At 59.7% G+C, this 13526-nt stretch carries 30 protein-coding genes and 1 tRNA gene; 2 read left to right on the top strand and 29 right to left on the bottom strand.

The genetic code is table 11. The features are described from left to right. Positions 1-80: 80 nt before the first annotated feature. The 28 genes from AOBCEHNH_RS03025 to AOBCEHNH_RS02890 form a co-directional block, all read right to left on the bottom strand. Positions 81-503 (bottom strand): hypothetical protein, encoded by a 423-nt coding sequence (locus AOBCEHNH_RS03025; protein ID WP_193221159.1) that lies wholly within the window; start codon positions 501-503, stop codon positions 81-83. After that, on the bottom strand, positions 493-675 hold the full coding sequence (locus AOBCEHNH_RS03020) for a hypothetical protein (RefSeq protein ID WP_152063107.1): 183 nt from the start codon (positions 673-675) through the stop codon (positions 493-495). Before AOBCEHNH_RS03020 ends, AOBCEHNH_RS03025 begins: the two co-directional genes overlap by 11 nt. After that, positions 675-917: a hypothetical protein gene (locus AOBCEHNH_RS03015; protein WP_152063106.1), complete on the bottom strand. Its 243-nt coding sequence runs from the start codon at positions 915-917 to the stop codon at positions 675-677. Before AOBCEHNH_RS03015 ends, AOBCEHNH_RS03020 begins: the two co-directional genes overlap by 1 nt. After that, positions 910-1275, bottom strand: a complete 366-nt coding sequence (locus AOBCEHNH_RS03010; protein WP_152063105.1) for a hypothetical protein — start codon at positions 1273-1275, stop codon at positions 910-912. Before AOBCEHNH_RS03010 ends, AOBCEHNH_RS03015 begins: the two co-directional genes overlap by 8 nt. Further along, entirely contained in the window at positions 1262-1621 is a 360-nt protein-coding gene (locus tag AOBCEHNH_RS03005; protein WP_152063104.1) for a hypothetical protein, read from the bottom strand. Before AOBCEHNH_RS03005 ends, AOBCEHNH_RS03010 begins: the two co-directional genes overlap by 14 nt. After that, positions 1618-1839 (bottom strand): hypothetical protein, encoded by a 222-nt coding sequence (locus AOBCEHNH_RS03000; RefSeq protein WP_152063103.1) that lies wholly within the window; start codon positions 1837-1839, stop codon positions 1618-1620. The genes AOBCEHNH_RS03005 and AOBCEHNH_RS03000 overlap by 4 nt, the downstream gene beginning before the upstream one ends. Further along, complete coding sequence (locus AOBCEHNH_RS02995; protein WP_152063102.1) at positions 1829-2152, bottom strand: hypothetical protein; 324 nt, start codon at positions 2150-2152, stop codon at positions 1829-1831. The genes AOBCEHNH_RS03000 and AOBCEHNH_RS02995 overlap by 11 nt, the downstream gene beginning before the upstream one ends. Next, positions 2149-2421, bottom strand: coding sequence for a DUF3310 domain-containing protein (locus AOBCEHNH_RS02990; protein ID WP_152063101.1), 273 nt, complete (start codon positions 2419-2421; stop codon positions 2149-2151). The genes AOBCEHNH_RS02995 and AOBCEHNH_RS02990 overlap by 4 nt, the downstream gene beginning before the upstream one ends. Further along, entirely contained in the window at positions 2418-2615 is a 198-nt protein-coding gene (locus AOBCEHNH_RS02985) for a hypothetical protein (RefSeq protein ID WP_152063100.1), read from the bottom strand. The genes AOBCEHNH_RS02990 and AOBCEHNH_RS02985 overlap by 4 nt, the downstream gene beginning before the upstream one ends. Beyond that, a complete protein-coding gene (locus AOBCEHNH_RS02980; RefSeq protein WP_152063099.1) occupies positions 2612-3646 on the bottom strand; it encodes an NUMOD4 motif-containing HNH endonuclease in 1035 nt (344 codons plus the stop codon). The genes AOBCEHNH_RS02985 and AOBCEHNH_RS02980 overlap by 4 nt, the downstream gene beginning before the upstream one ends. After that, the gene (locus AOBCEHNH_RS02975; RefSeq protein WP_152063098.1) at positions 3643-3993 is read right to left on the bottom strand and encodes a hypothetical protein; all 351 of its coding nucleotides are present in this window, start codon (positions 3991-3993) and stop codon (positions 3643-3645) included. The genes AOBCEHNH_RS02980 and AOBCEHNH_RS02975 overlap by 4 nt, the downstream gene beginning before the upstream one ends. Continuing rightward, positions 3993-4244: a hypothetical protein gene (locus AOBCEHNH_RS02970; protein ID WP_152063097.1), complete on the bottom strand. Its 252-nt coding sequence runs from the start codon at positions 4242-4244 to the stop codon at positions 3993-3995. Before AOBCEHNH_RS02970 ends, AOBCEHNH_RS02975 begins: the two co-directional genes overlap by 1 nt. Beyond that, positions 4237-4563, bottom strand: a complete 327-nt coding sequence (locus AOBCEHNH_RS02965; RefSeq protein ID WP_152063096.1) for a hypothetical protein — start codon at positions 4561-4563, stop codon at positions 4237-4239. The genes AOBCEHNH_RS02970 and AOBCEHNH_RS02965 overlap by 8 nt, the downstream gene beginning before the upstream one ends. Continuing rightward, positions 4564-4719, bottom strand: coding sequence for a hypothetical protein (locus AOBCEHNH_RS02960; protein ID WP_193221158.1), 156 nt, complete (start codon positions 4717-4719; stop codon positions 4564-4566). It abuts the gene before it with no gap. Continuing rightward, entirely contained in the window at positions 4719-5027 is a 309-nt protein-coding gene (gene mihF, locus AOBCEHNH_RS02955; protein ID WP_152063095.1) for an integration host factor, actinobacterial type, read from the bottom strand. Before mihF ends, AOBCEHNH_RS02960 begins: the two co-directional genes overlap by 1 nt. Then, entirely contained in the window at positions 5020-5199 is a 180-nt protein-coding gene (locus AOBCEHNH_RS02950) for a hypothetical protein (RefSeq protein WP_152063094.1), read from the bottom strand. Before AOBCEHNH_RS02950 ends, mihF begins: the two co-directional genes overlap by 8 nt. 9 nt (positions 5200-5208) lie before the next feature. Further along, positions 5209-5619 (bottom strand): single-stranded DNA-binding protein, encoded by a 411-nt coding sequence (locus AOBCEHNH_RS02945; RefSeq protein ID WP_152063093.1) that lies wholly within the window; start codon positions 5617-5619, stop codon positions 5209-5211. Continuing rightward, entirely contained in the window at positions 5616-5786 is a 171-nt protein-coding gene (locus AOBCEHNH_RS02940; RefSeq protein WP_193221157.1) for a hypothetical protein, read from the bottom strand. The genes AOBCEHNH_RS02945 and AOBCEHNH_RS02940 overlap by 4 nt, the downstream gene beginning before the upstream one ends. A gap of 28 nt (positions 5787-5814) precedes the next feature. Further along, positions 5815-6651, bottom strand: a complete 837-nt coding sequence (locus AOBCEHNH_RS02935; protein ID WP_152063091.1) for a recombinase RecT — start codon at positions 6649-6651, stop codon at positions 5815-5817. Next, on the bottom strand, positions 6652-7623 hold the full coding sequence (locus AOBCEHNH_RS02930; protein WP_152063090.1) for a YqaJ viral recombinase family nuclease: 972 nt from the start codon (positions 7621-7623) through the stop codon (positions 6652-6654). Then, positions 7613-8095: a RusA family crossover junction endodeoxyribonuclease gene (locus tag AOBCEHNH_RS02925; protein ID WP_152063089.1), complete on the bottom strand. Its 483-nt coding sequence runs from the start codon at positions 8093-8095 to the stop codon at positions 7613-7615. The genes AOBCEHNH_RS02930 and AOBCEHNH_RS02925 overlap by 11 nt, the downstream gene beginning before the upstream one ends. Next, the gene (locus AOBCEHNH_RS02920) at positions 8077-8391 is read right to left on the bottom strand and encodes a helix-turn-helix domain-containing protein (RefSeq protein ID WP_152063088.1); all 315 of its coding nucleotides are present in this window, start codon (positions 8389-8391) and stop codon (positions 8077-8079) included. Before AOBCEHNH_RS02920 ends, AOBCEHNH_RS02925 begins: the two co-directional genes overlap by 19 nt. Positions 8392-8769: 378 nt before the next feature. Beyond that, on the bottom strand, positions 8770-9144 hold the full coding sequence (locus AOBCEHNH_RS02915) for a hypothetical protein (RefSeq protein WP_152063087.1): 375 nt from the start codon (positions 9142-9144) through the stop codon (positions 8770-8772). A gap of 106 nt (positions 9145-9250) precedes the next feature. After that, positions 9251-9326: transfer RNA gene (locus tag AOBCEHNH_RS02910), tRNA-Arg, on the bottom strand. Between the two features lie 370 nt (positions 9327-9696). Further along, entirely contained in the window at positions 9697-10008 is a 312-nt protein-coding gene (locus tag AOBCEHNH_RS02905; RefSeq protein ID WP_152063086.1) for a hypothetical protein, read from the bottom strand. 22 nt (positions 10009-10030) lie between these two features. After that, positions 10031-10765, bottom strand: coding sequence for a hypothetical protein (locus tag AOBCEHNH_RS02900; RefSeq protein ID WP_152063085.1), 735 nt, complete (start codon positions 10763-10765; stop codon positions 10031-10033). A 5-nt stretch (positions 10766-10770) separates the two neighbouring features. After that, positions 10771-11517: a phage antirepressor KilAC domain-containing protein gene (locus AOBCEHNH_RS02895; RefSeq protein WP_152063084.1), complete on the bottom strand. Its 747-nt coding sequence runs from the start codon at positions 11515-11517 to the stop codon at positions 10771-10773. 20 nt (positions 11518-11537) lie between these two features. After that, the gene (locus AOBCEHNH_RS02890) at positions 11538-11774 is read right to left on the bottom strand and encodes a hypothetical protein (RefSeq protein ID WP_152063083.1); all 237 of its coding nucleotides are present in this window, start codon (positions 11772-11774) and stop codon (positions 11538-11540) included. Between the two features lie 115 nt (positions 11775-11889). Between AOBCEHNH_RS02890 and AOBCEHNH_RS02885 the strand changes: the two genes are divergently transcribed. After that, a complete protein-coding gene (locus tag AOBCEHNH_RS02885) occupies positions 11890-12561 on the top strand; it encodes a S24 family peptidase (RefSeq protein WP_152063082.1) in 672 nt (223 codons plus the stop codon). Positions 12562-12570: 9 nt separating this feature from the next. Next, a complete protein-coding gene (locus AOBCEHNH_RS02880; protein WP_152063081.1) occupies positions 12571-13059 on the top strand; it encodes a hypothetical protein in 489 nt (162 codons plus the stop codon). Positions 13060-13188: 129 nt separating this feature from the next. Here AOBCEHNH_RS02880 and AOBCEHNH_RS02875 read toward each other — a convergent pair whose 3' ends face one another. Further along, positions 13189-13518, bottom strand: a complete 330-nt coding sequence (locus tag AOBCEHNH_RS02875) for a YjcQ family protein (protein ID WP_152063080.1) — start codon at positions 13516-13518, stop codon at positions 13189-13191. Between the last annotated feature and the right edge of the window lie 8 nt (positions 13519-13526).

Below are 13526 nucleotides of genomic sequence, written 5' to 3'. Positions count from 1 at the left end.
CATTGCGGATGCATATGCGTATGCAATGCATGTGCATATGCATATGCATGTGCGTCTGCATAAAAAAAAGGGCGGGTGCCCTACTCGGACTCCCCGCCCTCTAGCTCGTTTTTCTTGCTCCACCTTGCCCTGGCGGCGTTCTTGGCCCGCTCGCTCTTGCCCTTGTAAGCATCCACGCAAGCGGAGACGATGGGGCATGCGACGTACTCGCGCCCGTCTTCGGCGACGATCGCGCACAGGCCCTCGGCTCGCATGTCCGAGATGAAGTCCATGCAGTCCTTAACGCTGTCGAACCGAAGACGCCCCGCGAGCAGCTTCCAGCCCTTCTCCCCGGTGACGTCGAGCATGTACTCGGGGCACTTCGACTGCTGGGACGCACAAGCGCAAAGGAGGCGCAGGGCCTTGCCCAGACCCTGCTCCCCATGGTCGTATGCGATGCCGTCGAGCGCCTGGTCGAACGTGACGGGAAGGTTGATGTAGCTGATCTTCACATCACTTGCCATCGACCACCCTCCCAACCGGACGGAACGTGAAATCGTTGACGACGTAGGACCCGGCGCTCGCCTCTGTCACCCGTAGGCGGTTGCCCGCGTACTTGACCCCGATGCTTCGGCGCTGTAGGAGGGCGACGAGACGGAGCAGGTCGGCCCTCGAGATCATGTAGTTGTCGGCCATCAGCCGAGCACCTCCCTTATCTCACCGACCATCTGCTCGAAGGCATGGAAGCGCCCGAGGTCGGTGCCTCCCATTGGCTTGTCTCCCCAGCCTTCGAGGATGGTCGATGCTCTGTCGTGGTACTTGTCCGCGATTCTGGACACGGCTCCCAGCTTGGCTTTGAGGCTGGCAAGCTCGCACTCGAGCTCGCGGTTGCGGGCGATGAGGGCGCGGTTGTCGGCGATGATCTGGTCGTTAAGCATCGTTGATCACCCGCGCTCCGCAGTGCGGGCAATAACTCGGCCACTTGTTTTCAAGAAGCTCGACCTCATGTCCGCAGGTGAGCGGGAAAACATAGGTAGACACGCAGTCGCTGTCGCAAACAATCTCATTCGGATAAGCGTGGCTGAACATTTCTATCCCGCGCTCGCACGTCCGCTCCTCCGGTGCTATCAGGTCGGCGAGGCGGCGGACTCCGAGCCGCAGCGCGCCCTCACTGCTCGCGTATAGGCCCATGCCGAACAGGGTGTGGCTCGCATGGTAGTACCCGCCTTGTGGCAACACGTCAAATGGCTCGCGCAGCCTCGCCGCAACCTCGCGGCGCTCGTCATTCGTCGGCATACTCGACCCTCCTTCCGCAATAGGGACAGAACTCGTAGTCCTCGCCCCACACGCCGTCGCAGGACTTGCCGCATCCGGTGCATTCGTAGGTGCGCACGTGCGCATTGGTTTGTCCGCCCCACGTCAGCTCAAGCTCGCACGTCTCGTCGTGCGGGTCGATGAGGTCGGCGAGGCGGTTGAGGAACAAGCCATCAGGGTTTCTGTCGCTAACATCCCATTCGGTGCCGTTATGTATGGCGCTGAACAATAGGCTGGCGAGATTGCTGTCGGGCAAGTGTACGTACGCTGTGACCGCTGCAAGTTTCCTCAGTTCCGCCGCCACCTCGCAGCGCTCCTCGTCAGTCATCGGCATGCCTCCTTCACGTATTCGTCCCTGTTGCCGCGCTCGAAGTAAATGCATGCCGTGCCGTCATACGGGGACACGGCGCGCACGTTCGCCATGTGCCTCATGCAGGCCCACAGGGGGTAGTCTTCAGGCATCGTCTCCATGTGTTCGCGCGCGAACTTCATCCGCTCGGGCCACGGCGCGAGATGGATGCAGTCGGCGCAGCGCTTACTCGTCATAGCGCCCCCTATGCCGGTTCCTCTCCTCGCAGCGCGCGAGGTACGGCGTCAGGTCCTCCACGCCCAGCGCCGCCGCGAGGTTGCATGACGCCTGGATGGTGTCGGCGATCTCGTCCATGAGGTCGTTGAACTCGGCGTCGGCCCAGTCGGCTGGTACCTGCTCGGCGTTGCACTTCTGGAAACCGTCGGCGAGGAGCCATTTCTTGCATGCCTCGACCGTCTCGCTCGCCTCCTCGAGCACCTTGAGGGCCTGTGGCTTGTTCGGCGCGACGTGCGGGAACGTTCGGACGCTGGTCAGTTTCACGCGGGTCATTCGGATACCTCCTCAATCAGGAAGTCGATGCATTGCCTGCACTTCCGCAGGTCCTCGACTCCGTTCTTGCTCGTCCACCGCCACAGGTACTTGAACGCGCAGCCCCACCAGTAGAAGGCCATCGGGGACAGCTCGCTGCCGTCCATCGCTGCCTTGAGCGCGTCCTTGGCCTCGATGCCGCCCGATGTGTAGTGGGCGGGGTGGGAAACGGCGTCGGGTTTCGCAGTTGATTTCGCAGTAATGTCGCAGTCTTGTCGCACCTCGGTCATTCGCCCTCACCCCACTCCACGGTCAATTTCAACTTCGCGCCGATTGCCGGTGCGCTCTTCGCGTCGGTCCTGAACGACACCTCGTCGCCATAGCCGCTGGCGGCGACCCTCACGCTTCCGGGCGTGCCGTCGAAGCGCGTGGATTCCGCTTCCAGCCCGTTGACGAGTAACGTCATCGTCTTGCCGTTCCTCATCGGCCCACCCCCACTCCCGCGAGCGCCTTCGCGCGGCGGACGATGTCGAGATTTCCGCCGACGATGCCGGTCTCGTCGTTGAACTCGGCGTCATCCTCAAGCCGCTCCCAGCTGTCGGGAGCGATGTGGGTGAGAATATCTGTCCAGACAGTGGTTGCGCTCTCTTCGCTGCAATGCGTCTTGCTGTGCAGCCGGACACTCCCGTCTTTCACCCCGACAACCGCATACGGGCGCGGGTTCCCCTTGAACCACACCGTGTCTCCGACCTTGATCTCCACGCCGTCGGCGTCCAAGACGCTTTGAACGGGGCGCTTGAGTTTATCTGCGTACCGGAACGTGTGCCCATAGATGCTGCTGCCGCGCCTGATTGCCTTTGCAACCGATGAACGTTCTGCCCCTATAGACCCCGCCGCCTTCGACGCACTCGCATACCATTCGCCATCGTCACGAATCACCGGCTTGCTTGATGCTTCCCACATTTTTTGCATTTCTTCGTCGGACTTATGGCTCTGCAATCCGTTCTCTAAGGCATGGATGCTGTTCTCAGAGGATGTCACCCATTCGAGATTATCCGAGCAGTTGTTCGTTTTACATCCGTCGATATGGTTAACCTCTGGCTTATTCTCGGGATTTGGCACAAACGCCTCAGCAACAAGTCTATGAACCTGTTTGTGCGGATGACTGCTCTTGTCGATAGACAGCTGAACGCGACAGTATCCGTGCTCAACTCTCTGCTTGAGAACACGACCTTTTACTGTTCTCCATCCTCCAAGGCTTTTCACCTCATGATCTATGCTTCGCACTCTCCCACAATTGCTGACTTCGTACTTGCCATCGAATCCAGCGACGGGTTTCCAAATTTCACCCATGAAGTTATTCATTGGTACTTCTTCCTCGAACTTTGGCCACATATCCAGGATGCGCCGCTCGCGCTCGGTCAGGACGCGCTTGCCCGTGCTCGCCGCCTCGGCCATCGCCTCGCACACCTTGCGCGACTTAGCCGCGTTGCGTTTGTCGAACTCCTTTGTCATTCGCCTCTCCTTTTCCTAATCCTCTTGAACCGCTCGTCTCCCGCCTTGCGCATGTCCAGCACCTTGCGCTGGCAGGCCCATTCGGAGCGCCCCATCAGCCCCGACGCCTCGCGCATCGTCATGTGACTCCGAAACTCGGCGAGGCGGTCTATCTCCTCGGCGGTCCACACGCGGCATCCCTTGGTAAGACCCAGCTTGCGCGCATGGACCACGGTCGCCGAGACGGTGCGGCCCAGCACCTTTGCGATACGCTCGACCGGGGCCTTGCCGTAGGCCTCTCGCAGCACGTCGTCCTGCACCTCGGTCCAAGGCCTTCGGTTGTGGGTCAGCGGCCATGTCGCCTCCATCAGTACTCCTTCCAGTGCGCGCAGGAGTCCACCTGCATGTCCACGCGGGCGTCCCCTATGTAGTCCACGACACCCAGCCACGAGTCGAAGTCCTGCGGCTCGCTCTTGAGCCTCCGCTCGCACAGGCCCATGTCGCAGCATTCCTCGATGCAGTGGCGGCACCACATGCACACGCGGTCGCGGTCCGGCTCACCGTGCGCCGCGTCCACCTGCTCGCCCGTGCAGTTGTCAGGCAGATTGAAATCACCCATGCGAACCCCTCCTGCGCCCTGGCCTGATCGCAGCCCCGAGGGCCTTCAAATGCCTCCTGCGGGCCACGACAGCGCCGTTTGTCCTATTCAGGGAGACGGCTATCTCATCGTCTGGGACAATGCCGCTCATGCGCGTGAGGGCGCGGTCGTCATCTTCGGTCCACGGGCGCTCGCGCCTGACGCCCAGCATCGAGGCCCTGTTGCGCACACCGGCGACAGAGCGGCCAAGCGCGACGGCTATCTTCTTGGTCGGGACTGACTCGTATGATCGACGGATGACCTCATCCTCAACGGGCGACCATTTCTGACCGACCTTCACTCAGTCCCCTCCCCTCTTTAGGAGCGCGTCGAGGTTGGCCTGAAGAAGCTCGCACTGGCTAGTTACCAGAGCGAGCTCGTCCTCAAGCTCCTCGCACTTCCCCTTGTAGTACTCAAGCTCGCCGAGCACGTACTGCTCGCAAGTGCGGGCCTCCATTACTCGCCGAACTTGTCGAGGAGGGCCTTGTACTGACGGGCACCGAGCCCGGAAATGCGGCGGCTCTTGGCGATGCCGATCTTGTCCATGAGCTTCTCGGTGCTGTTCTTACCCATGCCTGGCAGGGCGGCGATGACGTCTCGGACTCGCATGCGCTGCAAGTCATCGTCGTCCAAGACGGACTTGAGCGATCGTTCGCCGTGTTTGAGCTGCTGCTTGGTCTCGGCGTATCGGATTCGGGCTTCCATGGCCTTGCGCTGGAACTTGGCGAGGTCTTCGGCGGTCTGGGTTGGGAGTGTGCTAGGCATGATGCGCTACCTTCTTTCTCTTGGGTTTGTTCATGACGTACCAGGCCCTGCCGTACTCCGCTTTGCATGAGCGGCACATGGCCTGGTGCCCGTCCTTGCTGTTCTTCTTCTTGTGGAACTCGGATATGGGCAGCAACTTTCCGCACTGCCCGCATCGCTTCACCTCTGGCACGACTTGCCCCTAGAACGGGATGTCGGTTTCGTAAACAGCAGGCATATGAACGACCTGCCGTGGCTGTTGCTGCATCTGTTGCTGGCCACCGTCCTGGCGGGACATGAACTCAAGCTCCTCGGCAATGACCTCGAGCTTGCTTCGGCGCTGCCCGTCCTTCTCCCACTGGGAGTAGCGGAGCTTGCCCTCGATTACGACCTTGGACCCCTTATGCAGATACTGGGCCAGCTTCTCGGCGCGGGTGCCGAACATGGTGCATTCGATGAAATTGGGGCGATCCTCCCATTCGCCAGTCTGCTGGTTCTTGGCGCGGTCGTTCACGGCCACGCCGAAGCTCAAGACCTGAGCGCCGCCAGATGTGGCACGAAGTTCTGGGTCGCGGGTGAGATTGCCGCTGATGGTTACTCGATTGATGCTCATTTGTTCCTCTCTCTATGGAGCTTGATAACGGACCTCATGTAGCCCTCTACGTCCCTCGCCTGCACTTCGGTGAGGTCCTTCAGGCGGTCTACGCCCGCATAAAGGAGGAGGAGGCGCTTGGCCCCCTCCCTGTCCTTGCCGACGGCCTCGGTGAACTCGTCGGCCATCCTCTGTATCTCGCTGAAATCGACGCCGCTAGGCATCGACGACCTCGCCCGTCTCGGGGTTCACGTTGTCGGGGACCTCGATGACCTCGGCATCGTCCGCCGTGTCCTCGTAGCCGAAGATGCGCTGACCGTCCTCGGTATAAACCTCGGGCGTGGTCTCGTCCTGGCTGACGGCCTTGGCCACCTCGACCGAGCGGGGCAGCAAGCCACGGTTGAACGCGCGGCGGATGACGGTCTTCTCGGCCATGGCCTCGTAGTCGGTCTTCCACGGGCCGAAGCCCTGGGCCTTCGAGCGGGCCTTGATCGCATCGACCTCGTTCTTGCTCATGGCGAGGAACACGCTTCCGCCGTCCTTCATGTGGGCGGACAGGTAGACGAGCTTCAGGTTGGCTTCACCGTGAGGAGCCTCGAGGTTCGGGCGGTAGTGGAAGTGAAGCCCGCCCTCGTCCTCGTAGTAGTCGAAGTCGTCGCCCTCGTAGACGCACTGGGTTCGGATGGTGGAAACCAGTCCGCTGCGCTTGACCAGCTCGAGCATGCCGTTCTTGCCGAGCTGGAACTGTGCGAGCATCTTGCCGCCCTTTTCCTTGTACGGCAGGATGTAGGCGTTGCCGAGGCCATCGACTGCACTCGGTTCGAGGCCGAGAGACGCGCAACGGAGGCAGCAGCTCAGGAAGCTGCTCATATCGCACTCTGCGAGCTTCGGTGTCTGGTTGCGTGCGCTGATGGCCATTTGGACCAGCCGCTCGGAGGTGAAGCCCTTGGGCATGACCGACTGGAACGTCGGGGCCAGCTTCTGCATGTAGTCCTTGAAGGTGTCCTTCTTGCCGGTTGCAAGCTCACCGCTCGCCTTGGAGATGTCTCCCATTTACTTCTTCCTTTCCTTGATTCTGATACCTGAGTTGGACGGACCGGCGTTGGCGTACTGCTCGTACAGGTCCGGGTGGTCTGCCATAAACCGCTTGGAGTCGAACGTCTTGCGGGTACCGCGCGGCCATGTGACGATGTAGTCGGGGCACTTGATGCCCTTGTGGTCACCTATGAGCTGCTTGAGTGCGTTGCCCGCCTTTGCGAGCCTTTCCTTGGCCGCGTCCGCCGTCTCCTTGTAGTAGATGTAGTCGGCGACCTCGCGCGGCATGTCGCCGCAATACCAGACCTCTCCGTCGCTCGTCTGGTGGCGCTTGAGCAGGGCCTCGGCCTCGCCTGGCGAGCCGTCTAGCGGCGGCTCATCGCCCGTCTGCACGCGCTGCCAGAACTCGTCCACGGCGCTCTCGACGGCGCGTATGTCATCCTCGTCGCGCATGATTCGGTATTCGCGGTAGTCCTGCCCGCCGATGAGTACGGCCACGTCGGCGAAGGCGCGGCCCGTCACGGACAGGTAGTGGGCCACCTGCGTCTGGTAGAACAGCGGAACGCCGTCGTCCCACTTGTCCTCGCTGCGCTGGCCAGCCGTCTTGATCTCGAGGACGCCCCATCCAAGCTCGGGGTCTTTCACCTCGTAGTCCAGCGACGCTTGAGCCCAGGGCCGCTCGATGGACTGGCACACGGCGTTGAGCCTGCGCACCTCTCGGTCCGGGTGGTTCTCGGCGTAATGCTCGCCGACCACGGGCTCTAGGATATTGCCCCAGATAACTGCGGGATTGTCCGATATGTCGGGGGCTTCGATGAGGCCTGACTTCTCGGCCCAGACCTCGTATGCGCCACGGTACGGGGAAAGCCCCATGATCGCCGCCACGTCCGACCCGCCGACACCCTTGCGGCGCTGATCAAGCCATGCCTCGCGGTCCCCATCGGGGGTCCTCACGAGCGTGAACAGTGACCCCTCTCCCTTAACTGCCATCTTCCACCATCCTCGTGATGCGGACCCTCACGCCGGGGTTCTGCTTGTCAGGCTCGCCGCGCTTGCAATGGAGCGCGACATGGAACGGGTCATCGTCGAAGAACGCGCCGACGCCGTTGGAGTGGATGATGCGGCCACCGCGCGGGTGCGGGCGGCACAGCGCGTCGAGGATGTACTTGGCGCCGGCGAAAACGTTGTCGTCGTCTCGACGCTTGTCGGGTTCGATGAAGGTCAGCTCGACGAAGCACAGGCGCTCGTCCGCGACCCAGCCCGCCTCCTTCATGGCCTCGAGGGCGTACTTGGCGACGTGGCGCTCGTTCTCATATTTGCGCTTGTTCGCCAGGTGGACATTGCCGCGCGACTGGCGGACGATCTCGTTGAGGCCGTCCATCCCCTGCTTGCGCCCGTTCTTTGCGACGCGATTGGTCGGGATGAAGAACTCGAGGCGGTCGATCAGTTCTCTGCGAGCCATCGGTCCACCTCATCCACCTTTATCCGCGCGCCGCGCTCCTGCCCAACTGGGATAATGAACGCCAGGCGCCCAGCCTTGTGTTCCTCGCGCAAGGTCTTTACATCGACGCCGAGGTACTTTGCCGTGTCGCTGACGTTGTAGGTCATGCGCGGTGGGAGACCCGCCTGCATTGCGAACGCCAGGGCGCGGCTACCGCATGGCATGGGCTGCTCGGCCATGCGCTTCTTGAAGTTTGCGATAACCTCGTCGAGCTCGTCTATGAGCTGGGCGGTTGGGTCCTTAGCGGTGAGCTGCATCCCTGCGCCTCCTTTCTGCTTCTATGTGGTTGTGTACTGCTGTTGATAGCGGCACGAGATTTGTCACGTCGTTCGAGCCACCTTGTGACAAAGGCACACGATGGTGGATTCCGCCGTTGCCGCGCATGACCCATCGGCCATGCACCTTGTCTGCGATCTTTATGCCGCTTACTGCGCACCTGCCGCCCGTCATCTCGAGGACGGTCTGGCGCGCCTGTTGGTATTGCCTGGAGGAGTAGCCCGTCCTCCACGGGTTGTCGGCCTTGCGACTACGCTCCTGCTCCTTGCTGCGCCGCCAATTCGACTTGGACGGCGAGCACGGGCACCTCTGGCCCTTCTGGTGGAGCTTCCCGCAACGGGGGCACATGACCTTGACCATCAAGCGCCCCCGGTGTTCTTGCGGTGCTTCGCGTTGTCGTAGTCCCTTTGGGCGGCTCTCTCCGCCGCCCTCTCGCGCATGGCGTCGGCCTTGCGTCTCTCCCAGCAGACCTGGCACATACCGTAGCGGCCCGCCTTGTTGTCGCGCACGAAGTACGTCCCGCAGATCGGGCAGACCTTCATGGGCTTGCGGTCGAGGGAGATGTGCAGACGAGCCGCCTTCACCCTCACGCTCAGCGGTGTGCGCTTGAGGACATGGGCGATGAGGTACGACCCATCGGCCCTGTGAGCAGACAGGTAGCGAACCTCTGCGTCCGTCCACCTGCGCTTTTCATCCCGTGAAACACCGTTGAGTTTCATTTCAGAATCGGACACAAAACCTCCACATACGCTTGGGGTATAATGCACCTGCCTTTCTGGTTGATTGGCTGTCCCCTTCTGCTGTTGGTCTGGCGGAGGGGACTTTTGTTTAATAAGTGGTTGGTGCGCTCGGCGGGACTCGAACCCGCATCATCCAAGGTAGGAGCTTGGTGCTCATCCAATTGAGCTACGAGCGCGCATTGCTCTTGCCGCCCATTCCGCTTCCGCTTTTCGCGTGGACGGCTGCGCTATCACGCCTTTTCTCAGGGGCCGCGTGAGGCCCCATCACTATTCGGTTCTCAAGGTTCTCGCGGTCGCCCGCATGGACGCGCCTGGCCGTTATGCCGACACATTGCTTTTGATGTATCTCCAGACGCGCCCATGTAAACGGCCTGCCATGCGGTGCGCTCCGTCCCGTCATCGTGAAATGGGCAGTTGGGTAAGGAGGCACTATCGGAGCGCACCGCGTAGAAGGCCGAGCCCCGCGCTCGGACGGCACCGGTGTTAGCCATACTTCTCGTGTTCAGAAGTTCGGCACCGCCCGGGCACGGGGCTCATGGGATTGGGTTATTTCAGGAGGATGTCGAGAAGATGTTTGAACAACTCATCCACGTCACCTGGACGGAGTTCATCTTTGACTTCCGCCAACGCCTTCTCACGCTCGTCTTCACCAACGAGGTCGATAATCGCCTCGCATACGGCAATGAGATAGAACGCGCTTCTAGCGAGCTTCAAGCGGTGCTCTTGGGACTTGAGATCGTCTTTGGCCTCTTGGAAAAACAGGTTTGAGGCAACGACGGAATAGGCGCGCGTGAGCCTATGGTGCAAGTCGATGAAGTCATAGCCAGCGTACTCGTTCTGCTCGAAGTACTTGTTCATTTGGTTCTCCTTTCTTTGGCGGCTATCTGCCGCACATCGCCTCTGCCCTAGCGCAGAAACCCTTGAAGCAAATTGAGTCGAGATAGGTCATCTGTTCCTCATCTGGCCTATCAACGAGCAGTGAGTAGAGACGGCAAGCGGCGTTTATGTCATTGCCGATTGATTGCAGCCTCTTGATGAGCGCTTGCCATGCGTCTTTTCTGTACTTGATGGGATCAACGTAGACGCCATCGCCGATTCCAACCGCACCAGCGCCAAGCAAACGGTCCTTTAGGCGGTCCTTTGCCGCATCGATGAGGAATGCGACATCGCTGTCTCTGGATGTGCTGGAGACACCAGATATGTTGACGATGCCATTCCTCCTGAATGCCTCGACTGATTCGTCCGCTTGAACAACGACTGCTTTGAGCTTGTCTTTCTCACGCTCCGCTATACGATCACGCTCGAAATTGCCACGAACGGTAATGCCTTCGCAGATGCACTGCTCACGAAGAACGCCAATTCCGTGCTCATCGAGATTGCAGAACTGCTCACATGCATAGCGGGCGGATATACCTGTGACCTTATGGGCGAGACCACTGTCCCTGATAGCCGTATAAACGGAGATCTCGTGGTCAATTAGCTTTACTAGGTTGTCATGCAGATCATCGACGGCGCGTAGCAACTGCTCCACTCGCTTCGCCTCGTCGATAAGGATGCGAGCTTGCTTCGCTGTCTTGACTTCACCGACCTTTGCAAGGCCATCAATAGCACTCATAATTGCTACGCCTTGCAGTAGCGGTCGATGAAGTAACGTTGCCCACGCCCTGTGGCCTTGGGGGTGCGGTTGACGGTCACATGGCCATCGGAGTGGGTAACCGCCGTCTCCTTGATGCGGAACAGGCCGCGCTCCATCGCCATCTGCGTGGGGACGTTGTAGTTGGAGCCGGTCTTGCCGAGGAACCCGTCGCGGCGCAACCACTCGAACAGGCGGTTCTGGCCAACATGGACGCCGTTCTGGCGCATCATCTTGGCGAGCTCGCCGATGAGGCAGGTGCCATCGGACGCGGCAACGGCATCGGCGAACAGCGCCTTGGGGCGGAGCTCCGCGATCTCGCGCTGCTGGCGGTCCATGGTGTCCTTGGCGAGCATGAGAGCGCGGGCCATGATCTGCTCGGGGGTCTCGTCCGCGCGGGCAGGCATGTAGCCGCCCTGCTTGCGGATGGACGGGAGCACTTCGTGAGTGACCCAACGCTGGAACGCCTTCGCCTCGGGCTTGCGGGACTTCATCACGAGCTTGTAGAAGCCGGGCTCGGATACGATGAGCGGAGCCTTTCCGCCCTTCTTGGGGCCAATCTCCGTAATAGGGAGATTGCGAACTTCATCGGAATCGAGGCCGTCCTTCACGTGGTTGGTAGCAATACCGAGCGCATCGCACACGTCCTTAGCAACGAACCACGGCTCACCATTGTTGTCTGCAACGCGGATGGTCCCGAACTCGTCGTTGGTAAACTTCTGAATGTCGTTCATGTTTTCCTCCTTTCGTATAACTAGTTACGTTTAATGTAATCGTCGCCGCAAATAAAAAAGACGACAGCCTGGCGAATAATATCCTTAGAGGTGTCGGACAGCGCTTCGTAAAGCGCCTTGAGCTCCGACAAGCGGAAGTTGCCAGGGTTCGTCTCTTTCTGCTGGTAGGTCACTCGTGAGATCTCGCAAATCTCGCCAGCGCTCTCCAAGGTAATGTCAGAGGCGCGGCGGGCGGCTCGAAAATTGTTTTCAGCCATTCACCCTCCCTTCTGTTTGACTCCATAGTATCCTTCATTACGTTAAATGCAATAGTCAATTTGAGAAAATCTTTTTTCGTAATGTATAATTGAGTCCAACGTAAAGGAGGTCAACATGGGAATCCCCGAGAACATCGACACTCTCCTGGTCAAGTTCGACCTAAAGCCCGAAGGCCTTGCGAAGATCGCTGGAGTTACAACAGCAACGATCTCACGTTGGAGAACAGGAAATACCGAGAACATCCGCAGGGCCAACTTGGATAAGATCTGCAAGGCTCTTGAACTCACGCCAGACGATATTCTCTCGTCCACCGCTGGACTTGCCGCACAGGAACATGGGTATGCTGGCGGTTCCATCAATACGATCCCGTTTAAGTCCTCCTCCGCCATGGTCCCCGTGCGCGTTCTCGGTCGAACCCATGCTGGTGAACGTATGGACGAGGATGAATCAGACTACGAGGCGGAGTTCCCGCAGTCCGTCGTCTCCCGCCATCCTAACTGCTTCGCGCTCACGGTCGAGGGTGATTGCATGAACCGCCGCTACCACAACGGCGATCACATCCTCGTTGACCCCGATATGGAGCCTCGCAACGGGTCCGCTGTTGTCGCCGAGTTCTCCGATGGGCGTAGCGTCGTCCGCAGCTATCTGCGCGGCAGCTCTACCCTCGTCCTCGCCCCTGACAGCTACCTCGAAGGCTACGAGGACATCATCATCGCCATGGACGACGAGCCAGTCAAACTGCTGGGCGTCGTGTTCTGGAATCAGGCAGGGAAAGAGACAGACTAGGAGGAAGTCATGTTTAAGAAGGCTGCAAGGCTATCTGTGATCGGCGCGCTGGCCGTAATGCTTGTTGGCTGCGGAGGCCCGAAAACGAGCGAGGAGGACATGAATGCGTTCATCGAAACCGCACTTGAACTGATGGACGAACAGAGCACGGCTTGCGCTGAATTATCTGACGAAGTGCTTCGCGCCGGATTCGAGTCGAGCGAGCCAGCTGACATGGACCTCATTTACGAGCAAAGCAATAAGGTGAAGGAAATTGACCGTGAGATCCGCCACCTTGATGAGATTCCTGTTGAAGCAGAAGAAATGTACTCAATGCTAAAAGGAATTTCAGACTACAGCGTGTCAAACGCGTCGAACATGGTCCAAGCATCGCTTGCGAGTGACATGGAGCAATATGTCGAGTTCGTCGAAAAGGCGACCGATGACCTGAACGAAATGACCTACCTCATCGAAGATTGCGCCGACGAGATTACAGAGCTCAAGGCAATATACGAATAATCGGCAATCAAATAGACAAGCCCCGCTCCCCAAAATAAGGCGAACAGGGGAACGGGGCCGCAACCACCAACCGAATGCAACGACGGGTAAGTCAACTTAGGGTCGATTGGAGGTCCTTCTATTATGCCATTACACGAACGGGATGGCGCTCTTAGCCTCCTTGATGTAGTCGAGCGCGCGCTTCATAAGCGTGTTCTCCATCATGAACTCGACTCCCTCGATGGTCACACACGGCTTGATGACCTGCACCCTGTCTCCGTCAGGACTGTGGAACACCGTCACGCCACGGATGTACTTGCGGTTCACGAGGTCGGCGACGATTGCCGTCCAATACTTCTCGTTGATTTGCAGCGCGGTCGCGGAGAACTTGGACGGATCTGGCGTTTCGCCGCCCTTAAGGCAGTCGTAGAGATATTTCAGGATCGTGTACATCACGACGTGCATATCGTCCCTTGCCATCAATCCTC

The sequence above is a fragment of the Collinsella intestinalis genome (genome assembly GCF_902501455.1).
Taxonomy (GTDB): domain Bacteria; phylum Actinomycetota; class Coriobacteriia; order Coriobacteriales; family Coriobacteriaceae; genus Collinsella; species Collinsella intestinalis.
This window is presented reverse-complemented; position numbering and strand designations above follow the sequence as displayed.

What these genes read in the sequence shown, in the direction of transcription:
- AOBCEHNH_RS02875 (WP_152063080.1), bottom strand. Translation starts at nt 13,518, where the DNA reads ATGGCAAGGGACGATATGCACGTCGTGATGTACACGATCCTGAAATAT.
- AOBCEHNH_RS03005 (WP_152063104.1), bottom strand. Translation starts at nt 1,621, where the DNA reads ATGACTGACGAGGAGCGCTGCGAGGTGGCGGCGGAACTGAGGAAACTT.
- AOBCEHNH_RS02935 (WP_152063091.1), bottom strand. Translation starts at nt 6,651, where the DNA reads ATGGGAGACATCTCCAAGGCGAGCGGTGAGCTTGCAACCGGCAAGAAG.
- mihF (WP_152063095.1), bottom strand. Translation starts at nt 5,027, where the DNA reads ATGCCTAGCACACTCCCAACCCAGACCGCCGAAGACCTCGCCAAGTTC.
- AOBCEHNH_RS02975 (WP_152063098.1), bottom strand. Translation starts at nt 3,993, where the DNA reads ATGGAGGCGACATGGCCGCTGACCCACAACCGAAGGCCTTGGACCGAG.
- AOBCEHNH_RS03025 (WP_193221159.1), bottom strand. Translation starts at nt 503, where the DNA reads ATGGCAAGTGATGTGAAGATCAGCTACATCAACCTTCCCGTCACGTTC.
- AOBCEHNH_RS02885 (WP_152063082.1), top strand. Translation starts at nt 11,890, where the DNA reads ATGGGAATCCCCGAGAACATCGACACTCTCCTGGTCAAGTTCGACCTA.
- AOBCEHNH_RS02980 (WP_152063099.1), bottom strand. Translation starts at nt 3,646, where the DNA reads ATGACAAAGGAGTTCGACAAACGCAACGCGGCTAAGTCGCGCAAGGTG.
- AOBCEHNH_RS02930 (WP_152063090.1), bottom strand. Translation starts at nt 7,623, where the DNA reads ATGGCAGTTAAGGGAGAGGGGTCACTGTTCACGCTCGTGAGGACCCCC.
- AOBCEHNH_RS02985 (WP_152063100.1), bottom strand. Translation starts at nt 2,615, where the DNA reads ATGAGGAACGGCAAGACGATGACGTTACTCGTCAACGGGCTGGAAGCG.
- AOBCEHNH_RS02970 (WP_152063097.1), bottom strand. Translation starts at nt 4,244, where the DNA reads ATGGGTGATTTCAATCTGCCTGACAACTGCACGGGCGAGCAGGTGGAC.
- AOBCEHNH_RS02905 (WP_152063086.1), bottom strand. Translation starts at nt 10,008, where the DNA reads ATGAACAAGTACTTCGAGCAGAACGAGTACGCTGGCTATGACTTCATC.
- AOBCEHNH_RS02990 (WP_152063101.1), bottom strand. Translation starts at nt 2,421, where the DNA reads ATGACCGAGGTGCGACAAGACTGCGACATTACTGCGAAATCAACTGCG.
- AOBCEHNH_RS02945 (WP_152063093.1), bottom strand. Translation starts at nt 5,619, where the DNA reads ATGAGCATCAATCGAGTAACCATCAGCGGCAATCTCACCCGCGACCCA.
- AOBCEHNH_RS02925 (WP_152063089.1), bottom strand. Translation starts at nt 8,095, where the DNA reads ATGGCTCGCAGAGAACTGATCGACCGCCTCGAGTTCTTCATCCCGACC.
- AOBCEHNH_RS02900 (WP_152063085.1), bottom strand. Translation starts at nt 10,765, where the DNA reads ATGAGTGCTATTGATGGCCTTGCAAAGGTCGGTGAAGTCAAGACAGCG.
- AOBCEHNH_RS02920 (WP_152063088.1), bottom strand. Translation starts at nt 8,391, where the DNA reads ATGCAGCTCACCGCTAAGGACCCAACCGCCCAGCTCATAGACGAGCTC.
- AOBCEHNH_RS03015 (WP_152063106.1), bottom strand. Translation starts at nt 917, where the DNA reads ATGCTTAACGACCAGATCATCGCCGACAACCGCGCCCTCATCGCCCGC.
- AOBCEHNH_RS02940 (WP_193221157.1), bottom strand. Translation starts at nt 5,786, where the DNA reads ATGGCCGACGAGTTCACCGAGGCCGTCGGCAAGGACAGGGAGGGGGCC.
- AOBCEHNH_RS02995 (WP_152063102.1), bottom strand. Translation starts at nt 2,152, where the DNA reads ATGACCCGCGTGAAACTGACCAGCGTCCGAACGTTCCCGCACGTCGCG.
- AOBCEHNH_RS02895 (WP_152063084.1), bottom strand. Translation starts at nt 11,517, where the DNA reads ATGAACGACATTCAGAAGTTTACCAACGACGAGTTCGGGACCATCCGC.
- AOBCEHNH_RS02960 (WP_193221158.1), bottom strand. Translation starts at nt 4,719, where the DNA reads ATGGAGGCCCGCACTTGCGAGCAGTACGTGCTCGGCGAGCTTGAGTAC.
- AOBCEHNH_RS03010 (WP_152063105.1), bottom strand. Translation starts at nt 1,275, where the DNA reads ATGCCGACGAATGACGAGCGCCGCGAGGTTGCGGCGAGGCTGCGCGAG.
- AOBCEHNH_RS02880 (WP_152063081.1), top strand. Translation starts at nt 12,571, where the DNA reads ATGTTTAAGAAGGCTGCAAGGCTATCTGTGATCGGCGCGCTGGCCGTA.
- AOBCEHNH_RS03020 (WP_152063107.1), bottom strand. Translation starts at nt 675, where the DNA reads ATGGCCGACAACTACATGATCTCGAGGGCCGACCTGCTCCGTCTCGTC.
- AOBCEHNH_RS02890 (WP_152063083.1), bottom strand. Translation starts at nt 11,774, where the DNA reads ATGGCTGAAAACAATTTTCGAGCCGCCCGCCGCGCCTCTGACATTACC.
- AOBCEHNH_RS03000 (WP_152063103.1), bottom strand. Translation starts at nt 1,839, where the DNA reads ATGACGAGTAAGCGCTGCGCCGACTGCATCCATCTCGCGCCGTGGCCC.